The organism is Streptomyces rishiriensis (assembly GCF_003112535.1).
In the GTDB taxonomy this organism is placed as follows: Bacteria; Actinomycetota; Actinomycetes; order Streptomycetales; family Streptomycetaceae; genus Streptomyces; species Streptomyces rishiriensis.
Genome location: NZ_BEWA01000013.1, coordinates 310,927 through 332,339, shown reverse-complemented (window position 1 = coordinate 332,339; position 21,413 = coordinate 310,927). Strand labels below are relative to the sequence as shown.

Annotated in this window: 18 protein-coding genes; 7 read left to right on the top strand and 11 right to left on the bottom strand. The window is 72.1% G+C overall.

Annotated elements, in window-relative coordinates; translation table 11 throughout:
- Positions 1 to 49: 49 nt before the first annotated feature.
- From Sri02f_RS24570 to Sri02f_RS24555, 3 genes are all read left to right on the top strand, one after another.
- Positions 50 to 628 (top strand): TetR/AcrR family transcriptional regulator, encoded by a 579-nt coding sequence (locus Sri02f_RS24570; protein ID WP_109003448.1) that lies wholly within the window; start codon positions 50 to 52, stop codon positions 626 to 628.
- Between the two features lie 107 nt (positions 629 to 735).
- Complete coding sequence (locus Sri02f_RS24560; RefSeq protein WP_159106776.1) at positions 736 to 5,004, top strand: CHAT domain-containing protein; 4,269 nt, start codon at positions 736 to 738, stop codon at positions 5,002 to 5,004.
- Positions 5,001 to 5,744 carry a hypothetical protein gene (locus Sri02f_RS24555; RefSeq protein ID WP_109003445.1) on the top strand — a complete coding sequence of 248 codons (744 nt, stop codon included), beginning with the start codon at positions 5,001 to 5,003 and terminating at the stop codon, positions 5,742 to 5,744. The genes Sri02f_RS24560 and Sri02f_RS24555 overlap by 4 nt, the downstream gene beginning before the upstream one ends.
- Before the next feature lie 100 nt (positions 5,745 to 5,844).
- Here Sri02f_RS24555 and Sri02f_RS24550 read toward each other — a convergent pair whose 3' ends face one another.
- Together Sri02f_RS24550 and Sri02f_RS24545 are read right to left on the bottom strand one after the other, a co-directional pair.
- Positions 5,845 to 8,499, bottom strand: coding sequence for an RICIN domain-containing protein (locus Sri02f_RS24550; RefSeq protein WP_109003444.1), 2,655 nt, complete (start codon positions 8,497 to 8,499; stop codon positions 5,845 to 5,847).
- A gap of 242 nt (positions 8,500 to 8,741) precedes the next feature.
- On the bottom strand, positions 8,742 to 9,221 hold the full coding sequence (locus tag Sri02f_RS24545) for an SHOCT domain-containing protein (protein ID WP_109003443.1): 480 nt from the start codon (positions 9,219 to 9,221) through the stop codon (positions 8,742 to 8,744).
- 364 nt (positions 9,222 to 9,585) lie between these two features.
- Between Sri02f_RS24545 and Sri02f_RS24540 the strand changes: the two genes are divergently transcribed.
- Entirely contained in the window at positions 9,586 to 10,857 is a 1,272-nt protein-coding gene (locus Sri02f_RS24540) for a hypothetical protein (RefSeq protein ID WP_109003490.1), read from the top strand.
- Between the two features lie 37 nt (positions 10,858 to 10,894).
- Here the strand turns inward: Sri02f_RS24540 and Sri02f_RS41345 are convergent, their stop codons facing one another.
- From Sri02f_RS41345 to Sri02f_RS24530, 3 genes are all read right to left on the bottom strand, one after another.
- Complete coding sequence (locus Sri02f_RS41345; protein WP_159106775.1) at positions 10,895 to 11,059, bottom strand: hypothetical protein; 165 nt, start codon at positions 11,057 to 11,059, stop codon at positions 10,895 to 10,897.
- Positions 11,060 to 11,263: 204 nt separating this feature from the next.
- A complete protein-coding gene (locus tag Sri02f_RS24535; protein ID WP_109003442.1) occupies positions 11,264 to 11,932 on the bottom strand; it encodes a Type 1 glutamine amidotransferase-like domain-containing protein in 669 nt (222 codons plus the stop codon).
- A 172-nt stretch (positions 11,933 to 12,104) separates the two neighbouring features.
- Entirely contained in the window at positions 12,105 to 13,085 is a 981-nt protein-coding gene (locus Sri02f_RS24530) for a helix-turn-helix domain-containing protein (protein WP_109003441.1), read from the bottom strand.
- A 200-nt stretch (positions 13,086 to 13,285) separates the two neighbouring features.
- On the opposite strand from Sri02f_RS24530, the gene Sri02f_RS24525 reads away from it, so the two are divergent.
- The gene (locus Sri02f_RS24525; protein WP_109003440.1) at positions 13,286 to 14,332 is read left to right on the top strand and encodes a saccharopine dehydrogenase family protein; all 1,047 of its coding nucleotides are present in this window, start codon (positions 13,286 to 13,288) and stop codon (positions 14,330 to 14,332) included.
- 118 nt (positions 14,333 to 14,450) lie between these two features.
- On the opposite strand, the gene Sri02f_RS24520 is transcribed toward Sri02f_RS24525, so the two are convergent.
- On the bottom strand, positions 14,451 to 15,272 hold the full coding sequence (locus Sri02f_RS24520) for a helix-turn-helix domain-containing protein (protein ID WP_218029893.1): 822 nt from the start codon (positions 15,270 to 15,272) through the stop codon (positions 14,451 to 14,453).
- Between the two features lie 287 nt (positions 15,273 to 15,559).
- On the opposite strand from Sri02f_RS24520, the gene Sri02f_RS24515 reads away from it, so the two are divergent.
- Both Sri02f_RS24515 and Sri02f_RS24505 read left to right on the top strand, forming a co-directional pair.
- Entirely contained in the window at positions 15,560 to 15,955 is a 396-nt protein-coding gene (locus tag Sri02f_RS24515) for an MmcQ/YjbR family DNA-binding protein (RefSeq protein ID WP_109003439.1), read from the top strand.
- Between the two features lie 73 nt (positions 15,956 to 16,028).
- On the top strand, positions 16,029 to 16,247 hold the full coding sequence (locus Sri02f_RS24505; protein WP_245970761.1) for a TetR/AcrR family transcriptional regulator C-terminal domain-containing protein: 219 nt from the start codon (positions 16,029 to 16,031) through the stop codon (positions 16,245 to 16,247).
- 103 nt (positions 16,248 to 16,350) lie between these two features.
- Here the strand turns inward: Sri02f_RS24505 and Sri02f_RS24500 are convergent, their stop codons facing one another.
- The 5 genes from Sri02f_RS24500 to Sri02f_RS24480 form a co-directional block, all read right to left on the bottom strand.
- Positions 16,351 to 17,745, bottom strand: a complete 1,395-nt coding sequence (locus Sri02f_RS24500) for a hypothetical protein (RefSeq protein WP_109003437.1) — start codon at positions 17,743 to 17,745, stop codon at positions 16,351 to 16,353.
- A 273-nt stretch (positions 17,746 to 18,018) separates the two neighbouring features.
- Positions 18,019 to 18,543 (bottom strand): hypothetical protein, encoded by a 525-nt coding sequence (locus Sri02f_RS24495; protein WP_109003436.1) that lies wholly within the window; start codon positions 18,541 to 18,543, stop codon positions 18,019 to 18,021.
- Positions 18,544 to 18,643: 100 nt separating this feature from the next.
- Entirely contained in the window at positions 18,644 to 18,997 is a 354-nt protein-coding gene (locus Sri02f_RS24490) for a hypothetical protein (protein WP_109003435.1), read from the bottom strand.
- 167 nt (positions 18,998 to 19,164) lie between these two features.
- Positions 19,165 to 19,668: a hypothetical protein gene (locus Sri02f_RS24485; protein ID WP_109003434.1), complete on the bottom strand. Its 504-nt coding sequence runs from the start codon at positions 19,666 to 19,668 to the stop codon at positions 19,165 to 19,167.
- Positions 19,669 to 20,403: 735 nt separating this feature from the next.
- Positions 20,404 to 21,309 (bottom strand): helix-turn-helix domain-containing protein, encoded by a 906-nt coding sequence (locus tag Sri02f_RS24480; RefSeq protein WP_109003488.1) that lies wholly within the window; start codon positions 21,307 to 21,309, stop codon positions 20,404 to 20,406.
- Positions 21,310 to 21,413: the final 104 nt, after the last annotated feature.

The following is a 21,413-nucleotide window of genomic DNA, read 5'->3' as shown; positions in this document are numbered from 1 at the left end:
ACGCTAGACCTACTGCCGCTCGATTGTCTAGCGGTGCTAGGATCGTTTTATGTCGGTACAGGAACGCAAGGCCCGCGAACGGGCGGAGCGCGAGCGCCTCATCGTGGCGACGGCCCGGGAACTCGCTGAACAACAGGGCTGGGACGCGGTCACCACCCGCCGCCTCGCCGAACGCATCGAATACAGCCAGCCCGTCCTCTACAGCCACTTCCGCGGCAAACGCGAGATCATCGGCGCCGTCGCCCTGGAGGGCGCCACCGAGCTGGCCACGGCGGTGCGGGCCGCGGCCGCCGCCGCGCACGGTCCGCGCGCGCGGGTCGCCGCCCTGGCGCGCGGCTACCTCGACTTCGCCGAGCGCAACCCGGCGGTCTACGACGCCCTGTTCCAGCTCGACGGCGGTCTCCCCTACGCCCAGGAGGACACCCCGGAGCCACTGAAGGACGCCTTCGCGGCCCTGCTGGAGACCCTGGGCGAGGTCGCCGGGGAGGGCGTCGCCCCGGGGCTGTTCACCGAGGTGTTCTGGGCCGCCCTGCACGGGCTGGCGACCCTGACGAGGGCGGGACGGCTGCCGCCGCAGGACGCCGAGCGGAGGGTGGAGCTGCTGGTGGACCGGCTCGCCGTGCTCTGACACACCGTCCCGGCGGGCCCGCGGCCGGGGCCCTCGGGCACGGCTGCCCGCCCGGGGCATCGCCGGATCCACGGTTCCTCCGGAGCGCTCGTGCCGTCCTCACTACGATGAGTGCTCCGACGGACGGGGGATTCGTGGAGGACGCACGCCTCAGTGGGCTGGCCGACCGGGTGCGGGAGTTCGGCGCCGGCGGGGCCCCGCAGCGCGTGCTCGAAGACGACGCCCTGGCCCTCGCGGCGGACCTCTTCGCCTCGGTCGCCGGGCGACTCGAGGAAGCAGACCCCGACCTCCTCCACACCCTTGCCGCGTTCTACCGGACCCGCTCCGTGGCGCACGGGCCCGGCCCCCGCGCCGCCGGGGACCTGGAGACGGCCATCGGTGTCTTCGGCCTGCTCTACCTGGTGGATCACCGCCGGGTGCCGCGTGAGCTGTGGCCCCGGCTCGCCGAGGAGACCGGACACGATCCGTGGAGCGACCCGCTGGAACATGCGGCGGATCTGATCGTCGACGCCGAGGAGACGGGTGACGCCGCCGCTCTCGAACAGGCCCTCGCCCTGCTCGGGACCGTCGCGGACAGTGGTGACAACGCCTACCGCGACACCCTCCACGGCCTTGCGCTCCGACACCGCGCCGCTCTCCCGGACCGTCCGCGGGCGGAACGCGGCGCCGACGCCGACGCCGCGGTGGAACTGCTGGCCCGGGTCGCCGCTCTCCCGGAGCCGTCGGCCCATCGGCGGGTGAGCCGCCGGACGTCCCTCGCCGACGCCCTCGTCCGGCGCTTCGAGGCTGCGGGGGACGTCGGGGATCTCGTGGCGGCCGAGCGGGTCTGGCGGGATGCCGTCACGGACGCCGCCGGGGACGCGTCCGCGTATGCGCGGGCGGCGGCCGGGCTCGGCGCGTGCCTCGGCCGGCGCGTTGAAACGGGGCGGGCGACAGCGGGGGACGAGGACGACGCCGTAGCCCTGCTGCGCGAGGCGGTGAGGTGGCTGCGGGAGGCGGTCGACCTGACGAACGGCCCCCCTCGCGAGGCGCACCTGGCCGGCCTGAGCAGAGCCATGAGACTCCTTCTCGAGCGAACCTCCCGCGCCCGCGGGACCGACGGAGCCGATGGGGCAGATGGGGCAGATGGGGCCGGCGGGGCCGCCGGGGCCGCTGGGGCCGACGGGGGTTCGCAGGTCGACGCCGCTGCCGCTCAAGCTGCTGCTCCCGCTCCCGCTCCCGCTCCCGCTCCCGCTCCCGCTGCCGGGGGCGGTGACCGGGGCGGCCGGGCGTCCCGTGCGGAGGATCCCGAGGTCCGGCGGCAGGCAATGGCCCTGGTCACCCTCGCCGGGCAGCTCTCGGCGCGCGTGCTGACCGAGAGCGAGGCCGTGCGCCGGGTGCAGGACCCGTCCTTCGCGCTCTCGAAGGCCGCCGTGGTGTCCGTCGTGATGGGGGCCCTGCGTCTCGTGAGGGCCGGCGAGCCGCGTGAAGCGGTGCCGGCGCTGACCCTCGCGCTGGAGGCCGCGCGTCCCCGCTGGACCGCCGGACAGGGAACGCCCTGGTGGTGGGCGGCCGACGCCTACGTCGAAGCGGGACGGCTCGCGCTGGTCGACGAGGCCGACGGGCTGCTCTTCCGCCGCGTCTGCGCCGTGGCGGACGAACAGATCGCCGTGCTGCGGGGCAGCGGCCGCGCCGAGGACGTCGCCGAACTCGCGGAGACGCTGTTCGCCGCCGGGCTGCTGCGCGTGAGCCCCTACATGGGGCACATGTCGGGGCTGACCTTCGAGTCGGCCCACGATCTGTGGCGCGAACGCCAGGCTCGGCGCCGCTCGGTCCACCCCGACGACTCCGTCGCCCCGGAGACGGCGGACATGCCTGCCCCGCTGGTCGCCGCCGAGGAGGCGGTCCGGTACCTGCGGGAGGCCGCCGGCCTGTCGCACGGGCACCAGCGGGGGCGCGCCCTGAAAGCGCTGGCCGAGGCGCTGTCCATGGTGGCCGGTCTCCGACAGGAGTCGCACGACGAGGAGATGCGCGTGGTCGCCCGCGAGGCGTTCGACGTGCTGGATCCGGTCGAGGACCCCCTCACCCGTCTGTACCTGCTGAGAGTCCTGTGCCTCCTGGGCGAGCTCTCCCTGCCCGGCGACGTCCGGGACGTGCTGCCCGTGCCGCTGGCCGCGATCCGGGACCAGCGGGGCGTGCGCGAGGCCGCGAGCGTCTTCGCCGAGGCGCTCACCCTCGCCGAGGAGGCCCGCCGGCCCGACCTGGAGTTCCGGCTGATCGAGGCCGCCGACCGCGAACTGCCGGAACTGCCCGGTGACTCCTACCGCCGGCGCCGCTGGGCCAGCGAGGTGCACTGTCTGGCCGGCGACCGTCTGCGCTGCTCCCCGGGGCCGATCCGGGTGGCGGAGGCCGCGGGACGACTCCGTACCGTCGCCGACCGGGACGGCTGGTCCCCCGAGCAGCGCGCGGCGACCTTCATCCACCTCGCGGCGCACGCCCGGGGAAACGGCGAGGGGCACATCGGCCGGGCCCTCACGGCACAGGCGCGGGAGCTGGCTCCGGAGCTGTGCGGCCGGCTCCGCGCGGCACTCGACCACCTCGACGGCACGCTCTCGTACGACATGGGGCTGTACACGTCGGTCACCGGCCAGGAGGCCGTCGCCGCGGGTCACTTCGCCGACGCGGTCGCCGCCTACGCCGCGTGCGGCCAGACCGACATGGCGCTGAACAGCCTCGACGCCGCGCTGCGCGGTGCGCTGGCCGCCGACGACGGCAGCGCCGACGCGGCCGTGGCGGCACTCGTCCCCGCCGCCGTGTGGCTGCGGGGCGGCGTCGACGAGGTCGTCGGCTGGAAGCTCCGGGACCTGTACCAGCGGCTGGTCGTCAAACTGAGCGGCGGCCCCACCGTCTCGTACGGCCTGATGGCGGCGATCCACCAGGCCGCCAAGGGGATCGACTTCACGGTCGTCACCGGGCGGCCCGGCCCGTTCGCGCCCTCCCCGCGCCTCTCGCGGCTGCTGGCCCGCGTCAAGGCGGACGAGGCACGGCTGCCCGGCCCGCCGAGCGAGCCCGAACTGCCGGGCCCCGACGAGGCGATGCTCTTCTACGTGGGCACCGGCGAGTCCGAACCCGGAGGCGACGCCGGGACGGAGCACCGCAACATGCAGCGAGCCGCGGACCGTTGGATCAGCCAGGAACTCCTCGCCTCCGGCCGCATGGACCGCATGCCGATGATGTCTCCCGACGAGTTGCGGTCGCTCCTGCCAAAGGACACGGTGCTGCTCTCGCTGTATCTCGGCCACGCGGACCGGGACGGCGCCGAGGCGCCGGTGACCTCGCTGTCCGGCATGGCGGTGACCCGCGAGGACATGGAGCACCACACCGTGCTCCTGGCGGACTTCGAAGCCGGGCTCATTCGCTTCACCCGCGCGCGACACACGCTCTCCGCCCACCCGGTCGCCTTCCACGTCGCCGCCCTGCGACAGGCCGTCGTCGCCGATCCGCTGCACCGGCCGGTCAGCCGTGACGCCCAGGCGCAGCTCAGGGACGGCAGCGTCCCCTATCTGGCGGCGTTCACCGCCTCGCTGGACGGCTGGCGGGCCCAGGGGAAGCGGCACCTGTGCATCTGGCCCAACGGCCCGCTGCACTACCTCCCTTACCACCTCCTGGAGGTCGACGGCCGTCCCCTCGCCGAGGACTGGACCGTCACGCAGGTGCCGAGCCTGGGCTTCCTCCGCGCGCAGGCGTCCGGCCGCAGCCGTCCGTCCGGGCGGGGCCTCGTCGCTTTCGCGTCCGCGGCCGGGGGCGCCCGGCACGGGCTCCTCGCGCAGGACGCCCTGGAGACGCACGCCGTCCAGGTCGCCGCGGCCATGGGCGGCCACGCGGTGCTGGGAGCCGAGGCGACACCGCGGCGGCTCCTCGGCGAACTCGCCGACGCCCGATACGTCCACGTGGCCGCGCACGGGGCGCACAACGAGTGGGCGTCGTGGTACCAGTGCCTGTTCCTGTCGCCGGACGCGGACGACGACGGCCGTGTCTTCGCCCACGACATCCTCCGGGCCGACCTGCGGGGCGTCGAACTCGTGACGATGAGCTCCTGCGAATCCGCGCTGGGCCGGTTCGACGTCAACGACAACCTGCGCGGCCTGCCCGCCGCGTTCCTGTCCGCCGGCGCCTCGGCCGTCATCGGATGCCTGTGGCCGGTGCACCCGGAGGTGGCCACGGAGTTCTTCGGGAGGCTCTACGAGCGCCTCGCGCGGACACCGGACCGGCGGGCCGCCTTCCGCGCCGCGCAGTCGGCCGTCCGCGCCCGGCATCCGGCCTTCCGGGACTGGGGCTCGTTCTGCTTCATCGGCGACTGGCGCCCTTCCGACCCGACCCACGGAGCTGCCTCGTGACCTTGCTGGACCTGCCCCTGACCCCGCTGCACGAGGTCGACCTGACGGAGGTGCCCAGGCTGCAGTCGCCCGCCCCGCGCCGTCGCATCGAGGGGCGGGTGTCGCTCAGCACCGCCGTCGTCCACCCCCTGACGGCTGAGGAGGCAGCGGCGGGCGAGGCGGAGTGGCTCGGCTTCCTGACCGCGCAGGCGCCGCACAGCGACTACCTCCTCCTCAGCCTCACCTGCGCCTTCCGGCCGCCGGCGAACGGCGACCCGTTCGCCGACGCTGCCGTCGGCGTGCTTCTGGAGTCCCCCGGCGAACCCGCCGACCGGCAGCCGATCGCCTGGTCGGTCTCCCCCAAGAAGCGCTCCCACCCGGTCGAGCGGGCCACCACCGTCGGGCTGACCGCCAGACTCGCGATCGTCGAGTCGACGCTCGAAGTCACCCCCGGCCAGGGCCGGGAGGAGGTCTTCGTCGTCGGAATGGGCGAAAGGGACAGCGACCCGGAATGGCGCGTCAAAGCGACCAGCCGGCATCCCCTGATCGGCGACGAGACCTTCACCCTGATCGTCAAGGCCGCAGCCGGCGCTCCCGTCCAGGCCCGTCTGACGGTGGCGGCGACCGTCAAGCACCGCCGCTTCGGCCTGATCCCCTACCGGGCGGAGCTCCCCGCCGCACTGCGCACCATCGACCTGCGCCGCCGCCCCGCCACCCGCCCCGAAGACCCGGCGCCCGCCTCACGGACGGGCGACGTCTGAGACGCAGCGGCCCCGGCGCGCCCGAGCGGCACGAAGCCGCAGCCGGGCGGGGCCGCAGGCGCACGGCCTGCGGCCCCGCCCGGCGTCGGGTCGGGTCGGGTCAGGACGGGTCGCCGTACTGGAGGCCGCGTCCGTTGGTGCCGACATAGACGCGCCCGAACGTGTCGGGGTCGCCGCTGACGATGCCGACGCTCGCGAAGCTGCCCCACTGGTGGGCGTCGTCGTTGACGCGCAGCCAGGTGGCGCCCTTGTCGGTGGAGCGGAAGACCCCGGTGACGTCCTTGACGGTGCCGATCAGGTACAGGGCCTGGTACGAAGCCCCCGGAGCGGCCTTGCCGAAGCCGAGCGCGGAGGCGGACTGCACCGTGTTCAGCGTGGTGAAGGTGCGGCCGCCGTCGGTGGAGTGCAGCAGCCCCTTGGAGCCGCCGGCGATCCACAGGTCCCCGGCGACGCCGGGGACGGCCACGAGCCGGCCGGAGGGCAGTCCGGTGGCGCGGGCGGTGAAGGTCGCGCCGCCGTCGGCGCCGGCGTAGAGGACGCCGCCGGACAGCGAGTAGAACGTCCTGGCCGAGGAGCGGTCGGCGACGACCACGGCGTCGGCGCCCAGGCCGCCGACCTTCGACCAGCTCGCCCCCATGTCGGTCGAGCGGTACGGGGCCTGCCCGGCCTCGGTCCATACGACGGTGGAGCCGTCCGCCGAGATCGCGACACGGCCGCTGTCGGCGCTGCCCACCGGCTCGGTCCTGAAGCCGTGCCAGCTGCTGCCGCCGTCGGTGGAGTAGGCGCCGTCCTGCGCCCCGCCGCGGCCGACGCGGACCATCGCCGAGGGGTTGGACTGGGCGAAGTCGATGTCGGTGCTGTTGCTCATCATCGGGTTCTGCAGCCGCCCGGCGGGCACCTCGGTCAGGGATCCGCCGTACCGGAAGCCCCCCTGATCGCCCATGGACGTGATGAGGGTGGCGCCGCCGGGCGGGGCGATCGCGTCCGCCAGCGCGGTCTCCTCCAGCCCCCGGGCTCCCGCGGTCCAGTGGCTGGCGCCGCCGCTGTCCTCCGCCGTCACGTCCTTGCTGCGCCAGATGCCGTTGCCGGTGCCGTACAGCACATGCCCGGAGTCGAAGGGATCGACGGCCAGGGCGGTCATCCAGTGCCCGATGCCGGTGCCCACATAGGGCGCGGCGGAGGCGTCCCGCACCGACTTCGAGGCCAGTGCCTTCCAGGTCGCGCCGCCGTCGGTGCTCCGGTAGACCTCGTCCTCGGGCCACCAGCGGTCGAGGGTGGTGACCATCACCGTGGACGGCTTGCGCGGGTCGACGGCCAGACCGGAGAACCCGTAGCTGCCGCTGGACGGGGAGACGTTCTTCCACACCCCGCCGGCCGGCGTGTACTTCCACACCGAGCCCGCCGTCACGCCGTTGGGTCCGAGAGCGTCGGTGTACGTCAGGTACAGCGAGCCGTCACCCGAGAACACCCCGTGCTGCGGCATCTGGCCGGTGGGCTGCCCGGGGACGGCCTGCCAGGTGCCGCCGCCGTCGGTGGAGCGGTACAGGGAGGCGGACTTGTCGGCGACGCCGACGTAGACCGTCCGGCTGCCGGCCGGGCCGTACGTCACGAACGAGATGCCCGCTCCGCTGCTCGCCCCGTCCTTGACGGGGAACGAGGAGACCTGACTCCAGGTCACGCCGTAGTCGGTGCTGCGCCACAGGCCGTTCTTGCGGGTGCCCAGCAGCAGGGTGCCGTGGGCCGCCGGGTCGATCACCAGCCGTTCGCCCGCTCCCCGGCCGGGCTCGTTGCCGCCCAGCTTGAAGGGCAGATCGGTGCGCTGGAAGGTGCGGCCCCGGTCCGTGGAACGCAGCATCGCGCCGTTGCCGGCCCACTCGTTGGTGTAGGTGCCCGCCCCGAGGTAGAGCCGGTCGGGGTCGACGGGGTCGGTGGCCAGCGAGTCGATGCCCAGCAGGTTCCAGTCCTTCTCGCCGACCCAGTCGGTCAGCGGGATCCACTGCTCGGCCCCGGTGTCCCAGCGGTAGGCGCCGCCCATGTCGGTACGCGCGTACAGCAGACCCTTCTCCCGCTGGTTGAACACCAGCCCGGTGACGTAACCGCCGCCCACCACCTGGGCGTTCTTCCACACGTACGGTCCGGTCGCGGCGGTGGTCCGCGCCTTGCCGGTCCCGGCCGCCGCGGTCCCGGCCGACTTGACCAGCTTCCACTGCTGGTTGGTGCTCCCCCTGCCGGGATACTGGGTCACCGCCGCGCCGTCGGCGGCGGAGCCTCCCCTGACGTCCAGGACCTGGCCGCTCCTGCGGGAGGTGAGGGTGACGGCACCGGACCCGCTCACCTCGTCGATCCGCCACTCCTGGGAGGCGGCGGAGCTGTCGGTCTGCTGCTCGGCGGCGGCCCCGCGGGCGGTCGAGTCGCCTGCTACGCCGAGCACTTTGCCGCTGTTGCGGTTGACCAGCTCGTAGTAGCCGCCCCCGCTCGGCTTCAGCTTCCACTGCTGGTTGGCGGTGTTCTGGTCGGTCCACTGCTGGACCCGGGTGCCGTCGGCGGTGGAGAAGCCGTCGACGTCCAGCACCTTGCCGCTGCGCACGGAGACCAGCCGGTAGTAGGCGCTGCCGTCGACCGTCGCGGCCTGCGAGTCCTCCTGGACGAACAGCAGATACGGCACGACGGCGAGGGGAGCACCGATCAGCACGGCGGTGGCGGTCCAGCGACGGCGGTGACGCCCGCGGCGCCCGCCGTTCGTGGGGTTGTTCATGGGGAGGCGTTCTCCTTGCGAGCTGTTCACGAGCGAAAGCGGATCCGGACACCGGAACTGGCCGGATCCGCTGCCTAGTGGTCACAGCTGCCGCAAAGGGTTGCCATGGGCCGAGAAACTTTCGCGGGACACCCGGTGGCCACACGCCCGTCGACGGCAGTCCGGACCGCCGCCGTCCGGACCGCCGCCGTCCGGACCGCCGTCCACGGCGCAGCGCGCCCGCCCGGTCCCCGTCCCCGCTGTCAGCGTCCGTAGACGGAGGAGGCGGACGTGCCCGAGCTGCCGGCCGGTCCGTGGCCGGTCAGGATCAGCTCCTTCGCCCTGCTGAACTCCTCGTCCGTGATGTCGCCGCGCGCGCGGATCTCGGACAGCCTGGAGAGTTCGTCGACGCTGCTGGACCCGCCCCCGCCGCCCGCCGCGGCCCTGACGCGGGCATCGAAGGCGTCCTGCTGTGCCCGGGCCTGCGCCATCTCCCGGCGGCCCATGTTCTTGCCACGGGCGACCACGTAGACGAAGACGCCCAGGAAGGGCAGCAGCACGGTGAACACGAGCCAGCCCGCCTTCGCCCACCCGCTCATCTCGTCGTCCCGGAAGATGTCGACGACGACGCGGAAGAGCAGCACGAACCACATGATCCACAGGAAGAACAGGAGCATGCTCCAGAAGACACTCAGCAGGGGGTAGTCGTACGCAAGGTACGTCTGCGTCGTCTGCGCACCCATGTCTCTCCTCCGTCCCGGACGCTCGCCCGGTCGCCGTTGTGTGCTGTCCTCAGCGTGGGCACGGCCGGGGCCCGGTGCCTCACCCTTCGCGGGTGATCCTGAGGGGTGATCCTGAGGGGTGAACCTGAGGCGTGAACCTGAGGGGTGACCCGGCGCGGGCACGTGCCGCCCCGTCCCGCGGCCCCTGTGCCATGGCAGCGCCGCACCGCACCGCACCGGTCGCACGTCCGGCGCCGTTCACCCGTCGGGCCCGCCTGCGTCGCGTGTTCGGCGGCGCGGGCATCTCCTGGTGTCCATGGCCAACACAGACGGCGAGCCGCTCTCGAACCGGGAGCGCCGGGAACTGGAAGAACTGCGGCACCGGGTGGGTGCCCAGGAGAGCGAAGCGCGCCCGCGGGTTGCCCGGCATCACCCGTTCCGCTCCGCGGGTTCGGCCCTGCTGATCCTTTTCGCGGCCCTGCTGTCCCTGCTGTCCGTCGTCGCGGTCTGGGCCAACAGCATCGTGCGGGACACGGACCGCTACGTCGCCACGGTGGGGCCCCTCGCCTCCGATCCGGATGTGCAGAAGGCGGTCACCAACCGGGTCACCGACGTCGTGCTGGCGAAGATCGACGTCAACGCGTTGGTCAAGCAGCTGCAGGACACCGTGACGGAGAAGGGTGTCCCGCCGAAGGCGGCCCAGCTGGTCGGCAACCTGGAGGCGCCGATCACGAGCGGTCTCAAGCAGCTGGTCAGCGGCACCGTGGAACGGGTGGTCACCAGCAGCGCCTTCAAAACGGTCTGGGTGGAGGGCAACCGCAAGGTGCACGCGACCGTCGACAAGGCCCTGACGGGCGAAGGCGGCGGCGCGGTCAAGCTGAAGAACGACGAGGTGGCCATCGACGTGGCGCCGATCGTGGCGCAGGTCAAGCAGCGGCTGGTCGACTCCGGCCTCGCGGTGGCCGCGAAGATCCCGGATGTGCACACGGACTTCGTCGTGGTCCAGTCGAAGGACATCGGCAAGATCAAGACCTATATGCGGATCCTGGAGATCATGGGCGGCTGGCTGCCCGTCATCGCCCTGCTGGTGGCCGCGGCGGGGGTGTACACCGCGTTCAACCGCCGTCACGCCCTGATCGGCGTGGCGCTGGCGGTGTTCGCGGCCATGCTGGTGCTCGGCATCACGCTCACCGTGTTCCGTGACGTGTACCTCGACCATCTGCCCCCGGGCGCGTCCCCGGCCGCCGCCGGAGCCGTGTACGACGCGCTGATCAGGTTCCTGCGCGCCGCCGTACGGGCCCTGGGCGCCGTCGCCCTCATCACCGCCGTCGGCGCCTTCCTCAGCGGCCCGGCCCGGCCCGCCGTCCTCGTCCGCGAGGGGTGCGTCAGGAGCATCGGCGCGCTGCGCGGCGTGGCGGTCTCCAGCGGTCTCCGGCTGGGGGCCGTCGGGCGGTTCGTGCACCGTTTCAAGCGCTGGATCGGCATCACGATCGTGGTGGTCGCCGCGATCGTCCTGTTCACCTGGACCTACCCGACCACGATGGTCGTGGTGTGGACCACGGTCATCGTGCTGGCGGGCTTCGCGATCCGCGAATTCCTGGACGCCGACTCCGCACCACCGTCCCCCGACTCCCGGGCCCCCGCCCCCACCCCGTGAGTGGCGGGCTGCCCCTGTGGCGGTGGCCCGCGGAGACTCAGCGGGCGCGTTTCCCTGCAGCGAGCGCCGCCCAGCCGAGGAGTGCGCTGATGACCAGGTCGCCGACGACGGAGACGGTGTCGGCCTCGTCGGTGGCGCTCACGACACCCCCGACGGCGAGACCGGCGAGGAGCAGGCCGAGCAGGAGCCAGATGAGCTTCAAGGGTCCCCCAGGAGAAGCGGCGAGGCCGACACCCTAGTGCGTGAACGGCGCTGCGGCGCTCACCGAGTGGCCGACGGCCTGCTCGTGCAGGCCGGGCATGACCTGGCCGCCGGCTCGTCGAGGTCGAAGTGGCCCCCGTCCGGCCCGCCTGACCGCACGGCCCCTCATCTCACCGGCGTGCTCGTCCGGTCACCACGCGTCGAGTCACGGATGGAACCGGTACCGGCCTTCGGAGACGACGTCCACCTTGCCGTCCCTCACGCGAACGGCCGTCTCGTCGTCGATGAAGTAGAGGGGGAAGTCCGCCCGCGCAGCGATGCGGTCAGCCCAGGCGTCGTCCCGCTCGGGGAAATCCGACGAGTACAGGTGGGGCTTGAGATACCAGTCGAAGAGGCCGAACGGCGGCTCCACGGTCGTCGCACCGAGCGCATGGAGGTCCGGGGCGTCCCCGATGACGTCGGCGGAGTGCGCGGTGAGATGACGGCTGAAGATCATCGATCCGGCGCTGACCCCCACATAGACCCGGCTCTCCAGCGCCTCCAGGAAGCCGGCGGCCAGGCCGTTGCCGCTGATGCTGCGCGCGAGGTGGTAGTGGCTGCCGCCCTCGACATAGATGACGTCGGCGTGGAGCAGCCGGTCGAGCACCATCTGCCGGGGAAGACCGTTCAGTTCCAGGACGTCGAACTCCCGCCAGCCCAGGCCGTGCAGCCGGTTCATGTCCGCGACGAACCACCCGTGGTCCCCGGGCTCGGCGACCGACGCCGTGGGAACGAACACGATGTTCGCCGATCCGAACGGCTTTCCCAGCATGTCCCGCAGCGCATCCCGCAGGGTCTCGTTGCGCAGGCCACTCGCCGTCAACAGGAAGTTCATCGGACGAGCCAAACACGGCCGGCGGACACACGCAACGAGCACGCGATCCCCCGATCCCCCCACGGCCTGGCCTGGCTTGGCCTGGCTTGGCCTGGCGGCCGTCCGCCGCCCTGGGATGGCACGAGCCGCCGTCCGCCAGGCTCGCCGAGCGGGGACGTCCGGCCGGGACCCGTCAGCCTTGACGTCGGCGGTGGTCCTCAGTCGGGTCTGTGCCGGGCCGTGAACGGAAGGTTCGGCGGTAGGCGTCCGGAGGCACGCCGACCGTGCGGTTGAAGTGCCGGCGCAGCGTCGCGGCGGTGCCCATGCCGGTGGCTGCCGCGACGGCGTCGACGACGTCGTCGGTGGTCTCCAGCAGTTCCTGGGCGCGGCGGATCCGTTGTGTCAGCAGCCATCGCAGAGGGGTGGTGCCGGTGACCGCGCTGAAGTGACGGCCCAGATTGCGCGAACTCATCCCTGCCTGGCGTGCCAGGTCTTCCACGCTGAGCGGCTGGTCGAGGCGTTCGATCACCCAGGGGAACAGCGCGGCGAGCGGGTGGTCGTCCCGGGTGGGAACCGGGGCGGCGACGAACTGCGCCTGGCCGCCCGCTCGGTGAGGCGGCACGACCAGGCGGCGGGCGACGGCGTTGGCGACGGACGAGCCGTGGTCGAGGCGGACGAGGTGCAGGCACAGGTCCATCGCGGCGGCCTTGCCGGCGGAGGTGAGCACGCTGCCGTTGTCCACGTAGAGCACGTCCGGATCGACCTCCACCCGCGGGTGGCGGGCGGCCAGGGCCCCCGTGTGCGCCCAGTGTGTGGTCGCGCGCCTGCCGTCCAGCAGGCCGGCGGCGGCCAGCACGAACGCGCCCGTGCACAGGGAGGCCACGCGCGCACCTGCCTCGTGGGCCGCACGCACCGCGTCGATGAGATCGGCGGGCGGATCCTCGTCGGTGTCCGCCCAGCCGGGGACGATCACGGTGTCGGCATGCCGGAGACGGTCGAGCCCCTGGTCGGGCTCCAGCCGGAAGCGGCCGACCCGCACGGCGTCCGAGCCGCAGACTTCGACGTCGTACCAGGGGACGGTCACGCCGGCCGGAGCGGCGCCGAACACCTCGTACGCCATGGACAGTTCGAAGTGCAGCATGCCCTCGGTGACGGCCAGCGCGACGGTACCCATGTCCGAAACTGTACGGGGTACGTCGTTCCGGACACTCACGGTGGAGCGCCGGCCCCCGCAAGGATGTTCGCAGCGGATCAAGCAGATGAAGCACATCAAGCGGATCACGCAAATGAAGCACATCAAGCGGATCACGCAGATCACGCAGATCACGCAGATCAAGCGGATCAAGCGGATCATTCGAGCGCGGGGGAGAGCCCATGGGATCGGGACAGACGGTGACGGTGTTCGGCGCGTACGGGCACACCGGACGCTTCGTGGTGGCACAGCTGCGGGAGAGCGGGTTCGTCCCGGTTCTCTCCGGACGCGACGCCGGCAAGCTGCGGGCGCTGGCGGCATCCGGCCCGGGACTCGAGGTCCGGCCGGCCTCGGTCGACGACCCTGTCTCGCTCGACCGCGCCCTGGACGGTGTCGACGCCGTGATCAACTGCGCCGGGCCCTTCGCGACGACGGCGGCTCCCGTGATCGAGGCGGCATTGCGCGCCCGGATCCCCTATGTCGATGTGGCGGCCGAGATCGAGGCCAACGTCGACACGTTCACGCACTTCGCTGACCGCGCCCACGCGGCAGGAGTGGTGATCGTCCCCGCGATGGCCTTCTACGGCGGCCTCGGCGATCTGCTGGCCACCGCCGCGATGGGGGACTGGACGACGGCCGACGAGGCGAACATCGCCTACGGACTGAGCAGTTGGCGCCCCACCGCCGGGACGCGCGCCGCGGGTGCGGTCTCCGGCGAGCGTCGGGGCGGCCGGCGCGTCCGCTACACAGGTGGGCGGTTGGAGTACCACGACGACAAGCCGGCTCTCCTGAAGTGGCCCTTCCCCGAGCCGATGGGCGCCAGGGAGGTCATCGGGGAGTTCACGATGGCCGACGTGGTCACCATCCCCAGCCATCTCGCCATCCCCGAGGTACGCACTCACATGACGACCGAGGCGGCCGGAGATCTCTCAGCCCCGGACACACCGGCGCCGACCGCGGCTGACGAGGACGGGCGGTCCGACCAGACCTTCGTCGTCGACGCCGTCGTACGTTCCGGCGGCGTCGAACGGCGCGCTGTGGCAAGCGGCCGGGACATCTACGCCGTCAGCGCACCGCTCGTGGTGGAGGCGGTCCACCGCATCCTCACCGGCCGGACCCGCACCGCGGGCGTCGCCTCCGCCGGCGAAGTCTTCGACGCGCCCGACTTCCTCCGCGCGCTGTCCCCGCACATCTCCTTCGAGCTGCGCCGGCAGCAGACGGTCTCCTGAGCGTCGACGGAGTCCCGGAGTCCCGGAGTCCCGGAGTCCCGGAGTTGCGGAGTCCCGCAGCAGGAGCGTCCGTTGGCCGGACGGCGCGGAGTCCGCGGGGCCGCCGCCGCGCTCTTGCTCACGGATCGGTCCTGGTGTCGCGGGCCGCGTACGCGGCCGGGGTGAGGCCGGTGCGGTCGCGGAAGAAGCGGCCGAAGTTCGCGGGATCGGTGAAGCCGAGGTGGAGGGCCACGGCCCGGGCGTCCCACCGGGCGTTTCCCAGCAGGCGCCGGGCTTCGAGGAGGCGCCGCTCGTCGATGAGCTCACGCACCCCCTTGCCGGTGGCGTCCCGGGCGGCGCGGCTGAGGGTGCGGACCGAGCAGCCGAGCAGTGCGGCGTAGTCCGCGGCGTGGTGCAGTTCGCGGAAGTGCAGCTCCAGGACGTCGAGGAAGCGTCCGTACCTGTCGGCACGGCCGGTGCCGGCCGTGGCGGGGGCGATGCCCGGCGAGTTGGCCAGCCGCAGCAGCAGCGATTCGAGCAGGCTGCGCCGCAGGGCGTGGTGGACGTCGAGGGGGCGGCGCCCCAGTGCACGGTGTTCGTCCAGGAGCTGGAGTGCCGTCTGCTGGAGCCAGGCGCCGTCGTCGGGGTGCGGGCTCAGCACGGCAGGGGCGTCGTGCGCGGTGAGCGGGGCCATGAGACGGGCGAGGTCGGGCCGCAGCACGTCCGGTTCGAACAGGATGAACGGGCCGCGGGCCGCCCCGGGAGGGTGCCAGCACTGCGCGTGCCCGGGACGCACCCACAGCCACTGGCCGGGGGTGACGGTCCGCGTGACGTGGTCGACGTCGTGCGCCAACTCGCCCTCGGTGACCAGGATCAGGTAATGGAAGGTGGCCCGGCCCGGGCGGGGCGGGTTCCACGGCCAGTCGTCGTGCTGGGCGAAGAACTCCTCGACGGTACTCACCTCCAGCCCGTAGGGAGTACCGACCGGGGGCTGGAAACCGTACAGCGGAACCGCGCCCGGTCCGGCCTGCCCGCCCGGCCTGACCTGTCCGGCCTGTCGGCCCGGTCCGGTCTGATCGCCCGGTCTGGGGTGTCGCTTGTCGACCATCACGTGTCCGCAGCCTAACGTCCGCCGTGCCGGCTTCGAGGGAAGGATGGGACGTGCCGCCGCAACCGCGCGGCGCGCCGTCCGCGCCCTCCGCGCCCTTCGCCGTCGCAGTCCGGCACCATCCGGGAGGCCCACCGCCCATGAACGGATCGACTTTGCAGAAGACCGCCGCCGACTGCGCGGAGGAACTCCCCGGAGCCCGGCTGGAGCACCCCTTCGGCCCCGACTGGGAGGTCTTCAAGGTGCGCGGCAAGGTGTTCATGCTGATGACCGAGGTCCCGGGGCGTCCCGTCGTGATCCTCAAGGCGGATCCCGACGAGGCCCGCGCCCTGCGGGAGCAGTACAGCCACATCACCCCCGGCTACCACATGAACAAGAAGCACTGGATCACCCTGGAGAGCGGTGAAGACGTCGACAAGGAGCTCGTCAGGGAGCTCGTCACCGACTCCTACCGGCTGGTCGTCGCCCACCTGCCCAGGGCCGAGCGGCCCGTCGACCCGCGCACCTACGGCACCGGCACGCGGACGGCCCGGTGAGCGCGGCCCGTGACCGGCTCCAGGACACCGTCCGCCGCGCGGCCCTCGCCCTTCCCGACGTCAGCCACGGATATTGGCCGAAGAGCAGGCCGGCACGCTCGTCTTCCGCTCGACCGACGGAGCGACACAGCCGGCATCCGCCGTGGCCGAGCAGTTCCTCGGCGTGATCTGCGGCCGGCTCCTGTGGCCCCAGCTCGTACGGACCGATTTCGTGCCGCCCGACCCCACCGACACCGCGGTCGTGGACGAAGCCGTCGCCCTCATGCTCACCCGCTACCGCGCCGGGTCCTGAACCCGGGACGCGGCGGCTGCGGCCGGCCGGCCGCGGAAAGCCCACCGCCGGCTGCGGTGGGCCCGGGCGTGGCCGAACGGCGGTCGGCTGCCGGTTCGCGGACTCAGTCCACGGTGAAGGAGTAGTAGTAGGCGGCCAACGGGATGCCGGTACGGGTCGTCGCGTAGACCTGGAGGTCGTGAGCGCCGTCCGAGTCCGGGGTCCAGTCGATGTGCGCGGCGCCGTCGGCTCCCGCGGCGACCGTGACCTCCGGTCCCGCATCGAAGGAGTACGTGTAGCTCACGATCCCCTGCACCCTCGGCGTGAACGTGAAGGAGCCGGGGACGCCCGCCCCGCCGCCGGAACCGTTCTCGGGGTAGACGTCGGACGCGACGGTGGGAGTCGTGTCGTAGTCGATGCCCCAGGATGCCGCGTCACTGAGCCAGCCGTTCGCGCTCCTGCTGGTCACTTCGAGACGCTCGCCGGTGATGCCGTCGATCGTGAGTTCCGTCGTCGCCGTGCCGTCGGCCGCTGCCGCGACGTCGAAGGTCCTGTCGCCGTCCGGACCGCCGAAGGTGCGCACGGAGTAACTGACGACCGGGCTCTTCGACTGGAGCACGGCGTCGGGCCGGAGCGTGAACGTGGTCGTGTCGCCGAACTCGGGCGACGGGTCGGCCGGGGCGATGGTGGGCGCCGTGTTGCCGACGAGGAACCGGTAACTGGTCGTCTCCGACGGGCTGAAGGCCCGGTCGAGGCTGCGCACCGACAGGGTTCCGCCGCCGCTGTACGGCGGAACCAGGTCGAGCGTGGCCGAACCGCCGGGGGCGTCGGCGCGCACGAAGTGCGCCGAGTCCGCGTACAGGTCGCGGGGCTGCGGGATGCCGTGGTCGCCGATGTCCGCGAGGACGACGACCGGGACGGGCTGTGTCCAGGAGTACTGGAACCCGGTGACATCGTCGTCGCCGTTGGCGCTCAACGTGAACCGGACCGGGTCGCCGCCCTGGTTCAACCGGTTCGGCGGGTAGTTCGGCGAGGTGACGTGGGGCGCGCTCGCCGGGCGGGTGTCGTCGATCGTGACGTAACAGGGAGCGGACCAGTCCGAGGCCGCGGCCCCCGCCACCGTCTGCGCCCGCCACGCGTACGTCTGCCCGTCGGCGAGCATGTCGCCGGGCAGGAGGCTGCGGGACTCGAACCCGGGGACGGCGCGGTCATGGGTGACCGTCTCGACGTGCGACGGGTCGGCGACCGGCCAGACCTGGAAGCGAACGCCGATCGGAGAGTTGTCGGCGGCGTCGGTGGTCCCGGGGATGCCCTCGACGACGACGTTGCCGCCGGCCCAGAGGTACGTGGGCCGGTCCGCGTCGGTCGAGCAGTTCCGGTTGCCGTTGAACAACTGGGTGGGTGCGGTGGGAGTTCCGCCGGCCGCGCTCGCGGGCGACACGGCCGCGGCCAGTGACAGGCCGAGGGCTCCCAGAAGGGCGAGGACGGCACGCTGGCGCGGGCCGAAGGACGTGGTCAAGTGGTCCCTCCTGTTTGGATGCCCGCACACGGTGCTCGTATGCGCACTGGTGTGCGGGCTGCCACGGGATCGTATGGGGGCGCCGTAGTGCGACGCATGAGAATTAATGAAGAGTCGAGCGAACCTCGCGGACGGGCCGGGCCGGATCGGGCCGGACAGGGCTCGGCGAGCCTCAACAGGGCCTATGGCGAGAGCGGTTCGGCCGCGACCCGCGGATTCCACCAGCCCCGAGAACACCGTGCTTTCCCTCTGTGTCGACGGCCCCGCGTGCCCCTACGGGCACGACAGGTCGTGGGGCAGGTCGCAGACGTCGTCGCGGATGTGCAGCCTGCGGAGATCCTGGACCAGCGCGACGGGGTAGGGATGCATGGCCCATCTGGCGAGATAGCCGGCCTCGTCGTGCTCCTTGAGCACACTGTGGGCCGCAGTCAAAACAGCGTGAGCGAATGTGGGTCGCGGATGGGCCGACTGCCACATCACCGCGCCGTCGGAGTCCGGAAGGTCAGGGCTGACGGCGATGTCGGAGAACGTGTAGACGGTCACGTCGATCGCGTCATCCACTGTGCGGAGCACCCAGCGGATCTCTTGGGGCTCCGCGTCGAAGAAGAACCGGGCTGAACGCTGCTGCCCATACAGCTCGCCTGTTCCGGCTACGAGGTCCGCCAACGCGTCGGTGCAGTAACTGGCGATCACCGACGCCGCCTGAGCGCCATCAGCCAGGTGGCACCGTGCCCAACCGTGGCCCACCAGCTGCCACTTCAGTTGAAGGGCCCCCTCAGACCCACGATCGATCGACACCGCCCCAGGCTACCGGCAACGGTTGACCACGAGCTTGGGAAGCTGCGGACATTCGCGGCGAGTACGGCTGCTGAGGTGGTCGTTCACCCGGTACCGAGTCTCATCGCCCTCGCTCGCTTTCACCGGGGTTCCGCGCTGTTCCCCGCTCGATCCGGTGCGCTCGTGGTGCGTCGGCCGTGTCCTGGCCCGCGGTCGTCGGATCGTCAGCTTCCCCGTACAGATCGGCGCGGAGACGTTCTTTGGCTGCTTCAAGACGTGGGCCGTAGTCGGGCATGAAGATCTCGCTCAGCGTCTTGTCCAGCGTCCCGGAGATCGCGTGGATCGGCGACCAGACGGCTCGGTCGTGCACGATCCCCTCAAGGTCGTTGGACCGGAACATGACTTGGTAGAGCCAGTCCGACAGCACGACCGCTTGATCGCGTGTGAGCCTGAGGGGGATCTCTTCATCGTCCACGGCGTCAAGCTACTTGCCTCGACCTGCGTTCATGGACGGCCGGACGTCTGAGCGTGTACCGCCCCTGGTCTCGCCTGAACGGCCGTGAACGGGCTGAACGAGACGGAAACCGAGAGGGGGCGGCCATCACATGTGCCCTGGTCACGGACCTGGGAGTGTCTTCATGCTCACTGGGCTCGCCGCGGTTCCACATGACGGCATCTTCCTCGCTGGGTGTAGCCGCCGGCCACGCCGACGCCGACAGCACTCCAGAAGGGCTCGGCCTCGCGGACATGGCCGCCGCCCGTGTGCCACTGGACTCCCGGGTAGACACTGCGCACGGACCGGAGAGCGGCTGAGGCGAGGCCGCAGCGCTTATAACCCTCGTAGGCGTAAGGCGCTTCCACCCAGCCGATCTTGCACGGATTGCAGACCACGTACTCGACCTCGAAAGCCAGGTCGGATCTGACGTAGGCCGCACGGATGCGCCAGCCTGTTCGCTCGTAGTAGCCGGCGGGCCGGTCGACCCAGGGTTCCGGCGGGGTGGCGGTCCGGTCGAAGTGGTACGACGCGGGGTCCATCCATCGGCGAAGCCGGTCCCGCCAGGTCGGCTTGTCGGGCCACTCCCGTACCCAGTACACGTGGTCAGCGCGGCGCGCCACAGCGCGGATTGCCGCTTCCCCGTCCGCCATGCGCTCTCCTCCTCGGGCTATGGAGTTGCCCTCGGCCATGGTCGGGTGCGTGGGAGGCTGCCGTACAGCACGGCGTGTGATTGCGCTGTGGCGTCCTCAGCTTGGGAGGATTGCGGCATGAAGGGCTTCTGACCCGCACAGATTCGCTGTGTCGCCGCAGGTGTGAGTGGCTGGTGGCACCGTTGCCGACCGTGGCTGGCCGCTCTGAAGGGCACGCTACGGGCACGACGCTGAGCGGAGGACATGGCCCGTGCGATGCGGCCCTGCTCGTGTTCGGGCTCGTCGAAGCAGGGGCCGACCTTGCGAAGCCGTCGCGACTGAACAGGGATGCCCGACGTCTTTGTGCGGGGGCGCGGAGGGATCTGTCAGGTCACGTGGGCGGCGCGCGTGGAGTGCCGTTGCGGACCTGGCTCTTCGTTCCCGCTTCGATTCGACGGCTTCGCGCAACGCGCCCGTTTCCGCGCTCGGTACGTACGGCCTGCCGCCGGTGGGTGGCGGCGCGATCGCCATCGCCCTCATCGCCGCTCCACGGCAAATGCCAAGGTAAGAGTCCGTTTCGGCTGCCGGCGGCGGGGACGGCATTGCGTGTGATCGACAACCTCTGTGCCATGGCATGCGGGGCTCCGTCGGAGGCACGAGTGCGGGGCTCCGTCGGAACCGGGCGGCACACGACCGGGACGGCTGCCGAGTGAGACAGGAGGGCGGAGAAGGGGGGGAGGGGGTGCCGGGAGCCCGCTACTCGGGCAGCGGCACCGCGCGGGATTCCTCGGTGGCCGGCTCGGAGCGGTCCGGGCTGGTGGCCGCGGTGTGGACCAGGAGTGTCATCGCGGCCCGCGACGGTGAGCCGGCCTCGGTGGTCGCGATGACGACGTGCTGGTCCTGTTCGGTACGCAGGGCTTGTTGGGTGACGGTCATGGCGCCGACCAGCGGGTGACGCATCTGGTAGAGCGCCGTGTCGCCGGCCTTGACCCGGTGGTCGGCCCACAGGCCCGCGAACTCGGCGCTGTTCACCGACAGCTCTCCGACCAGCGCGGCCAGCGCCGGGTCGTTCGGGAACCGACCGGAGGCCAGGCGCAGCGTCCCGACCACGGCCCGGGCCTTGGCCTGCCAGTCCTCGTACAGTTCGCGGGTGTGCCCGTCCAGGAATACCAGGCGGGCCATGTTCGGCCGCTGCCCGGGGCGGTCGGGGCCGCCCCTGTCCACATGTCCGGCGAACAGCGCGTGTCCGGCGCGGTTCCACGCCAGGACGTCGCTGTGCCGGCCGAGCACGAGGGCCGGGACGTCCGCCAGGGCGTCCAGCAGCTGCCGCACCGCCGGGCCTGCCTTCTCCGGTGCCGGTCGGCGTCCGGTCGGCTGTGTCTTCGCGCCGTCGGCCAGGGCGTGCAGGTGCCGGCGCTCGGCGTCGTTCAGGCGCAGGGCCTGGGCGATCGCGCCCAGGACCTGCGGGGAGGCGTTGGACGACAGGCCCTGTTCCAGCCGGGAGTAGTACGAGGCGCTGACCCCGGCCAGCAGGGCGAGTTCCTCGCGCCGCAGTCCCGGCACCCGGCGCTGATCGCCGAACACCCGCAGGCCGATGTCTTCCGGTCGCAGCTGTGCGCGGCGGGTCTGCAGGAACTCGCCGAGCTGTCGTCGTCTGTCCATGGCCCCAAGCATGGGCAGCCGTACGGCAGCCGACCACTCCCTGCCGGTGTCAGGCACCGCCGCCTGGTCGGATCCTCGTGGACGCGCCGACGGCGGAGTGGCCC

Bases quoted from the DNA above. Each gene is read 5' to 3' on its own strand.
- Sri02f_RS24485 (WP_109003434.1), bottom strand. From the start codon at position 19,668: ATGGCGGACGGGGAAGCGGCAATCCGCGCTGTGGCGCGCCGCGCTGAC.
- Sri02f_RS24525 (WP_109003440.1), top strand. From the start codon at position 13,286: ATGGGATCGGGACAGACGGTGACGGTGTTCGGCGCGTACGGGCACACC.
- Sri02f_RS24530 (WP_109003441.1), bottom strand. From the start codon at position 13,085: ATGGGTACCGTCGCGCTGGCCGTCACCGAGGGCATGCTGCACTTCGAA.
- Sri02f_RS24550 (WP_109003444.1), bottom strand. From the start codon at position 8,499: ATGAACAACCCCACGAACGGCGGGCGCCGCGGGCGTCACCGCCGTCGC.
- Sri02f_RS24480 (WP_109003488.1), bottom strand. From the start codon at position 21,309: ATGGACAGACGACGACAGCTCGGCGAGTTCCTGCAGACCCGCCGCGCA.
- Sri02f_RS24515 (WP_109003439.1), top strand. From the start codon at position 15,560: ATGAACGGATCGACTTTGCAGAAGACCGCCGCCGACTGCGCGGAGGAA.
- Sri02f_RS24560 (WP_159106776.1), top strand. From the start codon at position 736: ATGAGTGCTCCGACGGACGGGGGATTCGTGGAGGACGCACGCCTCAGT.
- Sri02f_RS24535 (WP_109003442.1), bottom strand. From the start codon at position 11,932: ATGAACTTCCTGTTGACGGCGAGTGGCCTGCGCAACGAGACCCTGCGG.
- Sri02f_RS24570 (WP_109003448.1), top strand. From the start codon at position 50: ATGTCGGTACAGGAACGCAAGGCCCGCGAACGGGCGGAGCGCGAGCGC.
- Sri02f_RS24545 (WP_109003443.1), bottom strand. From the start codon at position 9,221: ATGGGTGCGCAGACGACGCAGACGTACCTTGCGTACGACTACCCCCTG.